The 13,899-nt window shown below is 70.8% G+C and carries 12 protein-coding genes; 9 read left to right on the top strand and 3 right to left on the bottom strand.

From position 1 onward, the window contains the following. Positions 1 to 239: 239 nt before the first annotated feature. Positions 240 to 491 carry a hypothetical protein gene (locus tag ACIHCL_RS13755; RefSeq protein WP_399861000.1) on the bottom strand — a complete coding sequence of 84 codons (252 nt, stop codon included), beginning with the start codon at positions 489 to 491 and terminating at the stop codon, positions 240 to 242. On the opposite strand from ACIHCL_RS13755, the gene ACIHCL_RS13750 reads away from it, so the two are divergent. The 4 genes from ACIHCL_RS13750 (at position 481) to ACIHCL_RS13735 (ending at position 3,498) form a co-directional block, all read left to right on the top strand. Then, positions 481 to 684, top strand: a complete 204-nt coding sequence (locus ACIHCL_RS13750) for an RlpA-like double-psi beta-barrel domain-containing protein (protein WP_399860997.1) — start codon at positions 481 to 483, stop codon at positions 682 to 684. The genes ACIHCL_RS13755 and ACIHCL_RS13750 overlap by 11 nt on opposite strands. Before the next feature lie 11 nt (positions 685 to 695). After that, the gene (locus ACIHCL_RS13745) at positions 696 to 1,310 is read left to right on the top strand and encodes a cell wall protein (RefSeq protein ID WP_399860994.1); all 615 of its coding nucleotides are present in this window, start codon (positions 696 to 698) and stop codon (positions 1,308 to 1,310) included. Between the two features lie 29 nt (positions 1,311 to 1,339). Further along, positions 1,340 to 2,242: a MauE/DoxX family redox-associated membrane protein gene (locus ACIHCL_RS13740; protein ID WP_399860991.1), complete on the top strand. Its 903-nt coding sequence runs from the start codon at positions 1,340 to 1,342 to the stop codon at positions 2,240 to 2,242. A 365-nt stretch (positions 2,243 to 2,607) separates the two neighbouring features. Continuing rightward, on the top strand, positions 2,608 to 3,498 hold the full coding sequence (locus ACIHCL_RS13735) for an NAD(P)H-binding protein (protein ID WP_399860988.1): 891 nt from the start codon (positions 2,608 to 2,610) through the stop codon (positions 3,496 to 3,498). Between the two features lie 321 nt (positions 3,499 to 3,819). Here the strand turns inward: ACIHCL_RS13735 and ACIHCL_RS13730 are convergent, their stop codons facing one another. Further along, entirely contained in the window at positions 3,820 to 4,137 is a 318-nt protein-coding gene (locus tag ACIHCL_RS13730; protein WP_399860985.1) for a hypothetical protein, read from the bottom strand. Between the two features lie 362 nt (positions 4,138 to 4,499). On the opposite strand from ACIHCL_RS13730, the gene ACIHCL_RS13725 reads away from it, so the two are divergent. Both ACIHCL_RS13725 and ACIHCL_RS13720 read left to right on the top strand, forming a co-directional pair. Then, complete coding sequence (locus ACIHCL_RS13725; RefSeq protein ID WP_399860980.1) at positions 4,500 to 7,118, top strand: SdrD B-like domain-containing protein; 2,619 nt, start codon at positions 4,500 to 4,502, stop codon at positions 7,116 to 7,118. A 163-nt stretch (positions 7,119 to 7,281) separates the two neighbouring features. Then, entirely contained in the window at positions 7,282 to 8,112 is an 831-nt protein-coding gene (locus ACIHCL_RS13720; protein WP_399860977.1) for a hypothetical protein, read from the top strand. A 107-nt stretch (positions 8,113 to 8,219) separates the two neighbouring features. Here the strand turns inward: ACIHCL_RS13720 and ACIHCL_RS13715 are convergent, their stop codons facing one another. After that, positions 8,220 to 9,560: a right-handed parallel beta-helix repeat-containing protein gene (locus ACIHCL_RS13715; protein WP_399860974.1), complete on the bottom strand. Its 1,341-nt coding sequence runs from the start codon at positions 9,558 to 9,560 to the stop codon at positions 8,220 to 8,222. Positions 9,561 to 9,617: 57 nt separating this feature from the next. Between ACIHCL_RS13715 and ACIHCL_RS13710 the strand changes: the two genes are divergently transcribed. From ACIHCL_RS13710 to ACIHCL_RS13700, 3 genes are all read left to right on the top strand, one after another. Further along, positions 9,618 to 10,829, top strand: coding sequence for a Dyp-type peroxidase (locus ACIHCL_RS13710; RefSeq protein WP_399860971.1), 1,212 nt, complete (start codon positions 9,618 to 9,620; stop codon positions 10,827 to 10,829). Positions 10,830 to 11,169: 340 nt separating this feature from the next. Next, positions 11,170 to 12,183, top strand: coding sequence for an NAD(P)-dependent oxidoreductase (locus tag ACIHCL_RS13705; RefSeq protein WP_399860968.1), 1,014 nt, complete (start codon positions 11,170 to 11,172; stop codon positions 12,181 to 12,183). A 543-nt stretch (positions 12,184 to 12,726) separates the two neighbouring features. Then, the gene (locus ACIHCL_RS13700; protein ID WP_399860965.1) at positions 12,727 to 13,404 is read left to right on the top strand and encodes an HdeD family acid-resistance protein; all 678 of its coding nucleotides are present in this window, start codon (positions 12,727 to 12,729) and stop codon (positions 13,402 to 13,404) included. Positions 13,405 to 13,899: the final 495 nt, after the last annotated feature.

The raw sequence follows: 13,899 nt of genomic DNA, 5'->3' as shown, positions 1-13,899 counted from the left end.
TCCCGGTGTGCGTTCCTGGTGTGCGGGGGATCCTGCCCCCTTGGACGAGGCCCCTGCCCCGTGTGCCGTTCCACTGATTCCACATGCCGTTCGTCAATCCGCTCCGGTCGGTGGCTGTCTGTACAACGGGCTTGTCCACGCGCATCATTGAGTTGCTTCGCACGCGCGACCATCCTCGGCTGGAACGCGGGTGCCCCTGATGCGACGGGCGCCACTGGTTCAAAATTGTCATGCATGCGTCAATTCAGAGAAAGGAACACAATGGCTTGCGGATCGACCAGCCTGTGGGCCGGCGAAGCCAGCTGGTTCTGCTGCGGCAACGCCTGGGGGCCATGCTCCAGTGCCGGCGGCGGCGCCTGCGGCACCTGCCAGTCCGGCGCACACCACGGTGCGTGGCCCAACGCCTCACAAGCATGCTGGAACATCACCCGGCCCGACCTCTGCGGCGAGAACATTCCCAGACGCGGCTGCGGCGCGGTGATGAACGTCAAGCACCAGTGCTCGGGCGCGACGGTGTGCATCACGATCACCGACTGTGGCCCGCGTACCAAGGAGTGGTGCGGCGAGGCGACTTGCTGCAATGGCACCTGCCGCACCAACCGCGTCCTCGACCTGACCCCGGCCGCCTTCTCGGCGATCGGCAACCTGAGCTCGGGCAAGCTACCGGTCTACATCTACGAGTGAGGAGCGCCGACATGACCGTACGACACGACCGGTCCGACGGGATGCGCCGCCGGCGCTTCCTCACCAACGCCGCCCTCGGCGGCGCGACCATCATCGGGGCGAGCGCGCTCGGCGGCCTCGACGCCGAGGCCGCATTCGCCGCCGAACCCTCGCTCGACCCCGCGATGGCCAAGTCCACCTTTGTGGAGGGCCGCATCACGGGCATCACCGGCAGCATCCTGGAGGTGGCCGGATCCAACGGCGGTCACTCCCGGGTGCAGATGACCAACGTGACCAGCGTGTGGAAGGTGCGCGCCACCACGGCCGAAGTGATCGAGGTCGGCGACGGGCTCTACGCACGCGGCGTCAAGATGCCCGACGGCACCGTGGCGGCCGACGCGGTCTGGGTGAACATCGTGAACCTGGACACGCGGATTCGCGGCATCGCCAAGAACCGACTGCACCTCGCCCACGGGCAGCACGAACTGGTCGGCCATGTCGCCCCGGACGCCAGCGCCTCCTACGCCGGTCGCGCACTGACGTCCGACCTGTCCCGGCTGCGCATCGGGCAGCACGCCCAGGTGCTCGGAGCCTGGCGGCCGTCCGACAACTCCGTGGACGTCGTCCGCATCTCCGTCGGGCACTGACGCAGGCCCGAGGACAGAGAGAGGAAGAGATGCCGTCACTGACAACGAGCCTCGCCCCACTGGTCCTCGCAGGCCTGCTCGGGTGGACCGGAGCGGTCAAGGTGTTCAGCCGGGACACCGCACGGCAGGCGCCGAAGACGGCGTTGGCCCGCATGCTGCGCAGCAGTGAGCGGGCCACGACGATGCTGCGCGCGACCGGTGCGGGTGAACTCCTGATCGCCGCAGGTCTGCTGGCGTCCCCCGCGAGCCCGGTGCCGGGGGCCGCAGCCGCGGTCCTCGGGGCGGGTTTCCTCGGCTACCTCGGCTACGGCCGGGCCGTGGCACCGGAGTCCTCCTGCGGCTGCTCGGCCAGTGACGACCTCCCCCTCACCTGGCGGGCGTTCGCACGGGCGGCCGTGGTGCTCATCGGAGGCACGACCGTTGCGGTGACACAGGGCACCTGGTGGTCGGCGCTCATCGACCGGCCTGTCGGTGCCTTCGCCTTCCTGGCCGGGGCGGCGGCGGTTCTGCTCGCCCTCTCGGCCGACCTCGACCGGTGGTGGCTGCTGCCGCTGCGCCGGACGAGGCTGCGTGTCTTCGGCCACCCGCTTCTCGGCACCGTCGGGAGGGACCAGGTGCCGGTCGCGGCGAGCGTGGAGCTGCTGGAGAACTCCCTTGCCTGGCAGGCCGCCGCACCAGTGGTTCGGTCCGCCTTGCTGGACCACTGGGAGGACGACGGCTGGCGCATTCTCCAGTACTCGGGGGTGTACGGGGACCGAGCCAACGCACGCCCGGTCGTGGTGGTGTTCGCACTCGACGCCACGGCCGGGCGCGACACCGGTGACGACCCGATCGTCCGTGTCAGTTATGTCGACGCGGAGAGCGGGGAGGCGGTGGCCGTGGACGAACTCAACGCGGTGCCGTCGCGGAGAAGCCTGCCGATGGCGGGCTGACACCGGGGACGAATACCGTGGCCCGGATCGGCCCGCGGCCAGTCCGGCTCGTGGCTGGACGTGGACACCACCTGCCTGGTCCGAGGCGTCGACGGCGACCGGCTCCACGCCCTCGGCGACGTCAACCAGCGTGCTCTCCTCACCCACCAGGGAAATATTGGCCGACCGGGTAAAGGCCCCCGGGTGCGGCTTCGCGTTTCCGTTGGCTACTGAGCGCATGGCTGGTTGAGTGTGCTGTTCACGTCGTCCGAGCCGATGGAAGTGGCAGCGGCGAGGTCCGTCGGGCTCCGGTTGCGTCGTGGTGGTGCGCAGCGCAGGCTGCCCCTATGAACCGCACCCGAGAAGTCGGCGCGCCGCCCGTTCTGGTGACGGGCGCGGCGGGCAGCGTCGGCGCTGTCGGACGATCCGTGGTCGAAGGCCTTCGGCGACGGGACCTGCCCGTTCGAGCCATGGTGCGTCGCGACGACGAGCGGGCGCAGGCGCTTCGTGCGACCGGTGCCGAGGTCGTCGTCGGAGACCTGACGCGCGCGGGCGAGGTCGCCGATGCCCTGGCAGGCTGTGCACGCGTGTACTTCGGCATGGGAGTGTCGGCACAGTATCTGCAGGCCGCCGTGACGGTGGCGGCCGTCGCGCGTGCGGACGGGCGCCTGGAAGCGTTCGTGAACATGTCGCAGCTGACTGTCTCCGAAATGGATCTCACCAGCACCTCCGAGTCCGTGCAGCAGTGGCAGCAGTGGCTGGTGGAGCAGGTGCTCGACTGGTCGGGCCTGCCCGTGGTCCAGGTGAGGCCCACGGTGTTCATGGAAAATCCCTTGTTCCGTGTCGGCTTTTCCTCGATCGCGAAGCACGGGACCATCAGACTGCCCTTCGGCCAGGCGAAATCCTCCCCTGTGGCGGCCGGTGACGTCGCCGCGGTCGTGGAAGAGATCCTGGCCGACCCGGCCCCGCACATCGGCAGGGTCTACGAACTGACCGGCCCGCGCTCGGAGGGCGTCGCCGCCATGGCGGCGGAGGTCTCCACAGCTCTGGGCCGACCGGTCGGGTACACCAACGTTCCCCTGGAGGAATGGATCGACGACGATCTCAGGCCGCTGGGCCTGCCCGACCATGTCTTCCAGCACATCACCACCATGGCTCGCCTCCACGCGCAGAACCGATACGACCGCAAGGCGGAAGGGGTCGAGCAGGTCACCGGGCGGCCTGCTTCAGGGGTGGCCGAATACGTCCGTGAGAATCCCGGCCTGTTCGACCGCTGAAGCCGCGTCCGCGTCGTGCGTTGTCGAGCGCCTTGCGGGCTGACCGTTGGAGGAGCCGGCCGACCGTCATGCACGGGTCCGGCCGCCACGCCGGCCGAGCGTACGCCGCTCATCCCCGCTGCCGCACGTTTCGATGTCCTGGTCCCGGGCGGGCTCCCGCCCCGCCCGGGTGATCTCGAAAGCCATGGGTACGACGGCGACGCCCCCGCCGGTTTCTTCGCTCCGCAGGGCGAAGAAGAAGTTGGGGCAGTAGCTCGTGCGCGGGCTTCTGCCCCGTCCAGAAGAACCGGAGAGAGTTCTGCCGGGTGTCCGCGCCGCCGATCACGGCGTCGGCTTCGTCCCACGCGTGGGCGCGGTCCAGGTCAGGAACACGGCCGTCTCGGCCGGCCACGCTGCCAACTGCTTGCTCATACAGGCTGCGTTGGGCCCGGACGCTTCCAGTCGCTCAGCCTTCACCCGCGTGGCGCCGTGAGGGGCGATGCGGTACGGCGACCCTGGGCGCTCGCCGGAACTGCGGCTGACGGTGCGCATCCAGCGAACGATCACGGTGGCCGTACCATCGTCGAGTTCGGTCGGAACCTGGAGAACATCCGCTTCTGCGGCGACCGGTGCGACAGACGTGCGAGCCTCGCTCGCCACCGCGCCACCTGGCCGTCCTGCCCGCAATGCGCGTAGAAGGCGTTGCATGACGGTTTGGTGGAGGACGAGTTCGTCATTCCGCCACGATCTTGCCTAAAGCCCCTTTAAGATCGCGGCAAGGCGGTTCTCCGCATCTCTAATACTCCCTCACGAGCAGGGCCACAGGCCCTTCTGAACGCTGAGAGCAGGGGATGACTTCTACAAGTGAACAAGTGAAGGGAGCCGCGCCCGAGCCGCGTCGGCGACGACCGGGCTTGCTCGGTCGCCGCACCGTTGGCTGCGTGGCCGCGCTCGCTTTAGGAATCGGTAGTGGCTCGTTAGCCATGGCGCCTTCGGCGTATTCGCAGGCGGGGGACGGATCGGTGACGGTCCGGGTGATCCGGGCCGTGGACACCAGCGGCGTGTGGACGCCCGCACTCGAACCGGGCATCGCGGGCGTCAAGGTGACCCTCACCGACGATGCCGGGGTGGGCACCGAGGGGGTTACGGCGGCCGACGGCACCGTGACACTGACCCCGACGGCCGGTGAGACCACCAGCGGCACGTATCGGGTACAGGTGGTGAATCCGAAGCCGGGTGTGTTGTTCCCGGCCTTCGCCTCGCGCCAGGGACTGGACGGTGCGCCCAACCAGTTGAGCAGCAATGAGGAGTTCGTCGACCTCTCCGACGGGAAGAACGTGGCGTACACCACCGGGCTGTGGAGTCCGGGGGACTACTGCCAGAAGAACGCCACGCTGGTGACGACGTGTCAGACCGCCACACGCGAGGGCGCGGCTCAGCGCACACTGGTCTCCTTCCCGTACGACGCACGCGGCCAGGACGGCGTCGGCGTCGACGTCACGGACATCGCCACCAACGCCGAGACCGGCACGCTGTTCGGCATCGCGTGGAACAAGGCCGACAAGCGTGTGTTCTCCTCGGCGCTGGCCAAGCGCACCACGGACTACGGTCCGGGAGGCGCCGGCGGGATCTACGTGACCGACCGCGCGCAGAAGAAGACCACTCTGTTCACCGTCGTCCCGGACGCGGGAACGACCGCGCACGGATCGGGCACCGACGACGCCTTCCTCGCCGTGCCCGGCAAGGAGAGCCTGGGCGGCATCAAGATCACCGATGACGGCAGGGACCTGTTCGTCGTCAACCTCAACAACCGCAAGCTCTACCGCTACGACGCCACGGTGGCGACCGCGGCGGCGCCGAAGGCCGTCGCCGCCATTCCGGACCCGGGCTGTCCAGCGGCGGTGGACTGGCGCCCGTTCGGCCTCGGACTGCATGACGGCGTCGGCTACGTAGGCGGGGTGTGCTCCGGCGAGTCCACCGGGAAGGTCTCGGACCTGAGTGCGGTGGTCATTCCCTTCGACCTCGCCACCGGAGCGTTCGAGAAGCCGGTGCTGGACCAGCCGCTGGACTATCCGCGCCAGTCCACGGTCGGCGGGCCCCCGTGCGACGGCGCGGGCTGGTTCCCCTGGACCAACACCTTCCCGACCTCCCAGAACGGGCAGGCATGCCAGTCCTATCTGGCCCAACCCGAACCGCAGTTGGGCGAGATCGACTTCGAGTCCGATGGTTCCATGCTGCTGGCCTTCCGCGACCGCTTCGGCGACCGCACCCCGGCCGCACTCACGCCCGCCTCGGTCGCCAACGTCATGGCCGGAGGCGACCTGAACAAGGCATGCCTGGCCGACGGCGTGTACGTGCTGGACACCAACAACGGCTGTGGGCTCTCCCCCCGCGGCACCCGCTTCTTCGACAACAGCCGGATGGGCTCCCACCACAACGCTTCCTTCGCGGGCATGGCGCTCTCCAGGGTCGAGGACACCATCGCGACCGCCGGCTTCGACCCCGACGGCACCGCCTTCGGGTACGGCACCGCCTTCGTGAAGCGCGACGGCAAGCAGGACCCTAAGCTCGGCTTGCGCCTCAACCCACCGGGGAGCATCGCCCCGTTCGGCAAGGGTGCCTCGATGGGGGACCTGGAGGTGCTCTGCGACCAGGCCCCGCTCCAGATCGGCAACCGGGTCTGGTACGACCCCGAGCGCAAGGGCATCCAGAACCCGGGCCAGCGCCCGGTCGTGGGCGCGACCGTCAACCTGTACGACGAGTCGGGCAAGCTCGTCGGGACGACCGAGACGACGGCGCGCGGCGAGTACTACTTCGACGACTCCAACGTCACCGGCGGCCTCCAGCCGAGGACCAAGTACACCATCCGCATCGACGAACCGGCCGACTACGCCCAGGGCGGACCGCTCCACCAGTGGGTGCCCACCGACGCGGATGTCGGCGACAACCACTTCATCGACTCCAAGGGCATCGTCCCGCGCGACGCGAAGTTCCCGGAGCGGACGTTGACCACCGGCGGGCCGGGGGAGAACGACCACACCTACGACTTCGGCTTCCGGCAACAGGAGGGTGCGCTGCGCCTGATCAAACATGACCAGGACGGCAAACCGCTGGCCCGGGCCAAGTTCCAGCTGTGGAAGGAGACGAACGGCTCCGACGACTTGCAGACCACCGGGGCGGAGCCGGATACGCCGGTCGGCGAGCCCTGCACGACCGGGACCGACGGTCTCTGCAGCGGAACCGGCGCACCGGGAACGTACTACTGGCAGGAGGTCAGCCCGCCCGAAGGGTACGCGGAACCGGACGAGCCGGTGTTCGGACCGCTGGTGCTCACCTCCGACAACCTCGACGACGGGGTCTCGGTGACAGCGGTCAACCAGCGGCTGCCCGACACCGAGCCGACACCGACACCGACACCGACGACGCCGGACACACCAGGCGCACCGGGCAAACCGGGTACGCCGGGGGCTCCGGGCGCACCGGGTGCGCCCGGTGCACCGGGCCACGCACCCAACTCGGGCCTGGCGTCCACCGGCATGAGCCAGATGGTTTCGCTGGCCCTGGCCGGCTGCGCCGCGCTCACCGTGCTCGGCGCGGCGCTGGTCGTACTGATGCGCAGGCGAAGGGCACAGCACCACTAGCCCACGAGCGCCGCGACGGGGCAAACGTTGCCTGGAGCGGCAGTAGCCCCGGAGCGGGGCGACCGGCACCGGTGACCCTCCGGGCCGGCTCGGGCGGGTTCGCGGACCACCGGTTCGCGAACCCGCCCTCCTGTGTGACCGACCGACGAGAGAAGGCGAGTGCATGGCTCGGAAGAGGAAGACCGACGGCCGTACGCCGCGTCGGGCCCTCTGGTTCAGAACACTGATCGGGATCACGGCGTGCGGCGCCGCAGTGGGCGGCCTGGCCGCCTATCGGACCCTCTCCGACGACACCGCCGCCGAGCGGCCGGTGACGATGGAGGAGGCGTCCAGACTGGCCCTGTCGCGGCTGAATCTGTACCAGGCCAGTCCCGTGGCGGTGACGCTCACCGCCACCGAGGGTGGCGGAGTGGTGGTGCGGGTCAAGGGGGTCGTGGACTACCGAAACCACCGGGCCGTGGGGAGTTACCAGGTCACCGGGGCCGCCGGATCCTCCGGGGGATCCGGGCCCGCTGCGGGGCAGCTCGACCACGGGCTGATCGTCTGGGACACCGGCGGCCTCGGCCTGGCCCCCGCGCCGGAGGGCGACAACAGACCGCCCTGGAAGCAGGCCGAGCACATCCCGCGCTCGGGCTGGTCCGCGCGCTCCTACACGACCGATCCCCTGGACGCCGGGCTCCAGTTGCTGATCGGGCTCGGCGCGGACCGTCCCGACAACCCGCTGTTGCTCGCGCAGTCCGGGGCTCGTTGGCTGGAGCACGAACGCATCGACGGACGCGGCTACGACCGGTTCGCCGGGCCGCGCGCCCAGGGCGCCACACCCAGCGCGGGGCCCGACGGCGGACGGTCACCGCTGACGTACTGGGTCGACGGTGACGGCGGCCTGCGGCGGGTGACGATGCGGATGTCGGGCCTGGGCACCCCGACCACCGTGGAGTTCTTCGGACGTGATGGCCGCGCGAAGCTCCCCGAGGCGCCGTGGGCCACCGGCTGACAGTTCCGTGCCGATGCACCCCGGCTTCCACGGGTGCCGACTCCCCTCCTCGACACACCCGTCACAGCGGCACGGCGACCGGGGACGAGCCCACCGGAGCAGCGTGCTCAGCGCGAGTGCGGTACCGCGTCCGCGTCCTTCGGGAGGGGGTACGCGGCCGGGTCGACGGCCCCCGGCAGGCCGGTCGCCGGTCTGCCCGGGACCGTCGGGTCCGGCATGGACGGCTGGGCGGGCGGGGCCGGCACCTGGCTGAACGGAACGCCGGGCGGTGCCTGCACCGACGCCGTCCGGCCGCCGGGCAGCGCTCCCCGACGGCGGGTGCCACAGCCCGCGCGACCCTCCAGGCCGTCCGGGCTCTGGGTGGCGGGCCGATTGCCCGCGAAACAGTTGCTGCGCTCGGCGGAAGCCAACACGAGGTCGACGCCGTTGCCGGTGGCGCGGTTGCCCTCGACGCGGTTGCCGCTCGCCGGATGCCCCGGCGGGTCGGTGACAACCACCCCGGCCGCCCGGTTGCCCCGGACCAGGTTGCGCTGGACACGGTTCCCGGTGCCGCCGCCGATGCCGATGCCGATGCCGAATCCCCCGTCCGCCTGCTCGGGTGTGTCGGCGGCGTTGTTGTCAGTGACCACGTTGCCCGCGATCAGCGCGCCGCGTTGCGGGGCGAGGGCCTCCAGGTCATTGGAGTTGATCGTGACGCCGACCCGGTTGCGGACGACGCGGTTGCCCAGCACCGACAGGCGGTCCGAGGCATTGGTCAGTTCGATGCCGACCGCGTTGCGCTCCACGGTGTTGCCGCGGACGACGGTGTCGCAGGGCTTGCACTGGCCGACGTAGATGCCGGAGTCGGCGTGCCCGGAAGCGTAGGAGTCCTCGATCACGCCGTCGCGCGCGTCAAAGGCGTAGATGCCGTACAGACCGTTGTTGTACGCCGTGACCCGGGTCGCGCGGAAGCCCCGGACGGCAGGGAAGCGGGCGGTGTCCAGCGGGTCGTAGGCGGAGCCGCCGGCGCCGCGCTGCTGCAACCGCTCGTCGGTGACGCCGGTGAACAGCACGCCATTGGCGAGGTAGCCGCGCACGGTGAGGTTCTCGACCACCGAGCCCGCGCCGGTCACGGTGATGCCGTTGGCCAGACGCACACCGCCGTCGAAGACCACCTTGTTGCGGTCCGTTCCACGCAGTACCACGCGGGGCTTGGTGACGCGCACGCTCTCCCGGTACACACCCGGGCCGATCAGCACCGTCTCGCCCTCACGAGCGACGTCCACCGCCTGCTGCACCGAGGAGAAGTCCTGCGGAACGCGCAGCACGCTCCCGGCCGGATGCCGTGCATCGGCGGGCGTCGACCCCGTTGCGGAGCACCCGGTGGCCGCCAACGCGACCGAGACCACCGGCACCGACAGACGCAGCGCCGCTCGGAACACCGCCGCCGGGACTGCCGGGCGGGTCAACGGGCCTTCTGTACACAGGATTTGCATGGCAGATGTTTTATCGTCTCCAATAGGCGTATGCCCACCGAACAGGGAAATGCGCAGGATCCGTCCCGATCCGCGGCAACCGGTTTAGCGCGGCGCCGGGCCCTGCTCGTCGGCGGAGCGGTGCTCGCCGCCGGGGTCGGCGCGGCGGCCGACGAACTGGTGAGAGACGACCGGACAGCCGGCCGTGCCACCACCGGTGCTCCGCCGACCGAGTCCGCGATTCCCTTCCACGGCCCCCGACAGGCGGGTGTTCTGGGCCCCCAGCAACCGGCGACGCACCTGCTCTCCTTCGACCTCCCGCAGACCTCCGCAGCCTCCGACCGGAAGACCCTGCGCAACGTCCTCGGCGCGCTGACCCGCACGCTCGCCACCTCGGCCTCCGACACCCCGCCGGACCCGCGACTCCAGGGCGGCGCCGCGACCCGGCTCACCTCCCTGGTCGGCATCGGCCCCGCCCTCGCCGCACGCCTCGGGCTCAACGTTCCCGCCTCATTCGGCGAGTTGCCACGCTTCTCCGGCGATCGCCTCGACCCGCGCCGCAGCAACGGCGACCTCCTGGTCCAGCTGTGCGCAGTCGACCGCTGGACCCTCACCGTCGTCGCCGAACTCGTCGGCACGGCCGCGCATGCCGTCGGCGCCGTACCGCGCTGGACCCAGTCGGGTTTCCTGCCCCACACGGCCCCGGGCACCACCCCGCGCAACTTGTTCGGCTCCAAAGACGGCACCGCCAACCCCGATCAAGCGGCGGCCGAGCGGTGGGTGTGGGGCCCACTCGGAGGCCACCGCAACAGCACCGTTCTGATCTACCGCAAGATCCGCATGGACGTCACCGGCTTCGCGGCCCTCCCCGAGCGCCAGCGCGACCAGATGGTCGGCCGCCGTACCCGTGACGGGGTCCCCCTCAGCGGCACCGCCGAGCATGACGAGCCGGACATCTACGCCAAGAATCCCGACGGCTCCTACCTCATCCCCGCCACCGCCCACGTGCGTCTCGCCAGTCCCCGCTTCGACCGTGGCGCCCGTATGCTCCGCCGCAGTTACAGCTACGACGACGGCCCGACCGATCGCGGCCTTCTCTTCTGCGCCTTCATGCGCGACCCCGATCAGTTCATCCGCGTCCAGAACCGCCTGGCCGCCCGCGACGCCCTCAACCCCTTCCTCCAACACCGGGCCTCGGCGGTGGCCTACGTCCTGCCCGGCGCCGCATCCGCCGGGACTCTCGGTGAACAGCTCTGGACATGAAGTCCGCCTCGCTGTCTCCTCCCCACCCCACCACAACGACCAGCCAACCTCCTTGCGGCGGTGGGACGAGTACGGGGACGGGGCCGTGTCGATCGACCGCCGCAGCCTTCCCGGGCCGGTCATGGAACGGCCCGGCCGTCGCCGAAGGCCTGGTGAAGTGCAACACACGCGGCTGACGTCCGGAACGGACTGCGTCGAGGCACCGGCGGACGGGCCCGGCCAGCGCTCTCTGCCGCGCGGAGTGCTGCGTGTGCGCAGCCGGTGCGACCAGGCGTGGCGCCGGGCCACCGGCGTCGCATGCCGTCGGCAGCGGCGCCGCGGGTTGAGTTGATGTGCCGAGGTGTGGACAGCCGGTCTGCATGCCGGCAGACACGGCCCGTCGGTAACCCCCCGTTCTGGCCACCTGGCGTACGGTCAGGTTCGATGCGGCCGAATCCGCGGGCCGCCCTCGGACAGCGAGGAGTGGACGATGGCTGGTATGACTGTCGGGTTCGTCGGTCTGGGGGCGATGGGGCGGGGCATGGCCGCCAACCTGGTACGCGCCGGCCATCGCGTACTGGTCTGGAACCGCTCGCCCCAGCCAGTCGTCACGCTGCTGGGGCAGGGCGCCGAGGCGGCCGACGGACTGGCCGGGGCCTTCGCCGCCGACGTGGTCGTCTCCATGCTGGCCAGCGACGCAGTGGTGGAGCAGCTGCTGCTGGACCCGGACTTGCTGGCAGCCTCGAGCGCCACCGTACACATGAACATGGCGACGGTCTCGCCCACGCTCGCCGACCGCGCCGAGGCACTGCACACCGACCACGGCATCGGGTATCTGTCTGCGCCCGTGTTGGGCAGGCCCCCGGTGGCGGCGGCCGGGCAGTTGAACGTCCTGACCGCGGGTGACCCGGCCTTGCTGGAGCGCGTCGCGCCCCTGCTGACCGCCCTCGGGCAGCACACCTGGAACTTCGGCGCCCGCCCCAGGCAGGCGAACGTCGCCAAAATCGCCGTCAACTTCCTGATCGCCTGCGCGATCGAGTCCATGGCGGAGGCATGCACGCTGGCCGAGGCAAACGGGGTGCCGGCCACCGACCTGGTGGACATGCTCACCAACACGGTCTTTCCCGGCCCGGTCTACGGCGGCTACGGACCGATGGTTGCCGAGCGGCGCTACGAGCCGGCCGGCTTCCGCGTCCCACTCGGCCTGAAGGACGTCGACCTCGCGCTCACGACCGGCGCCGAGGGAAACGTCCCGCTGCCGTTCGGCAGCGTCCTGCGGGACGCCTTCCTCGACGCCCTGGCGCACGGGGACGCCGACAAGGACTGGGCCGCCATCACGGACGTCTCCCGCCGCAGAGCCGGCCTGCCCGCGTGAAGGACCCGAGCCGCTTGTGTCCAGGGCGCTGACCGGCCACGGCGGTGTCGGTGAGCCCGGCGAGGAGCGGCCGCGGGATCCGGGTGTCGAGGCCGTCGATGCCGTGGAGCGGTTCGCCGTAGCGGCGGGCGTGTTCCCACAGCGTGTCGACGAGCACCCGGGCCAGGCAGGCCCTCGCGCAGCACGAGGCCGGGGCCGACCGCGGCGTCCGCGCCGTGCGGGCCGGGCGGGGCGGGCGAAGGCCGCCGTTGCTGACCTACCCCGCCCGTGACAGGGCCACGGCGCCGACCGCCCCTCCATCGAGCCGGCCGGACTGCTCGGCCACACCCGCGCCCGGCTGCTCGCGGCGCCGGCAGGAGCGGCTTCCACCGCACAGCTCGCAGCAGGCCACTTCCTCAGTCCCGCCACGGTGTCGCACCACCCGAGCGTGCTGCACCAAGCGGGTCTCGCCGCCCGCGCCCGCGGCGCGGTCCGTGCCCCCGCCGTCAGCCAGGTGGACCGGCAGAGGTGGCGGGGCGCCCGTGCCCGGTACAAGCATGGATCATGACCGACGCACCGAGCGGCTCCCCCCGCGGACCGGAATACGACGACCGGCACACCCATGTCACGGGTGACGTGCACGCGCCGAAACCGCACCCGGGCTACATGGAGCCACCCTTCGAGGGGGTCCTGCACCGCCTCTCCCGTACCGCCTGGCAGGTCGTCCTGATCACCGGCATCGCCTCCCTGGTCCTTGGGATCGTGCTCCTGGCCTGGCCCGGCCCGTCCCTGCTCGTCGCAGGGGTTCTCTTCGGCATCTACCTCATTCTCAGCGGCGCGCTCCAACTGGCGGCCGCCTTCGGCACGCACAAGGCGACCTCGCTACGTGTCCTGGCCTTCATCAGCGGCGCCCTGTCGATCCTGCTGGGCCTGTTCTGCTTCCGGGGCCGGTTGGAGTCGATCCTGCTGCTCGCGTTGTGGATCGGCATCGGCTGGCTGATCCGCGGGATCACCCACACGCTGGCCGCCGCACACGACCCCACCATGCCCGCGCGCGGCTGGCAGGCCCTTCTCGGCGTCGTCACCTTCATCGCGGGGATCGTGCTGATCATCTCGCCGTTCACCTCGATCGCCGTGCTCACCCTGGTCGCGGGCTGGTGGCTGGTCGTGGTCGGCATCGTCGAGCTCGTAACGGCGCTCCGGCTCCACAACCGTGCGCAGCAGATCCCGCGCACGGCATGAACCCTGTGCAGCGCGTCAACTTCGTGCCGCACCGATGGCCGTCAGCGTCGCTGCCGCGCCGCCCGCCCGTTTGCCGGCACGCGCGGCGACGTTGTGGAACTGGGTCCGCCGCCACGCCCCAGGACATGTGCGGCGGCTACGAAGCGTGCGCGCACATCAAGCGCCGCCCCCCCCGAACCCGCAGCCCCGCACCGCCCCGATCCGCAGCGCGATGCGGTGTGGTCCGACACCACCGGCGGCGGTTCGGGGACGAAAGCCGATCGCCGTCGCGCGCGTGCACCTCAACACAGCGCGAGCCCTCCGTCCCAGCCCCTTCGGGGAGGGGCTTCCGAGTGTCCGCGCAGGTCAGGCGCGTTTTGAAGCATCGAAGGTCAGCATTTCCCCGGCATGGGTCCGCGAGGGGCTCAGCAGACAGCGAGTGGATGGCGCGCTCGCTGCCCACCGCGGCTCGGAGGTAGCCTGAGACCAACTGTTCCGCTCCCCAGCTCAGGGGAG

Source organism: Streptomyces sp. NPDC052042, from assembly GCF_044548345.1.
Lineage (GTDB): Bacteria > Actinomycetota > Actinomycetes > Streptomycetales > Streptomycetaceae > Streptomyces.
This window is presented reverse-complemented; position numbering and strand designations above follow the sequence as displayed.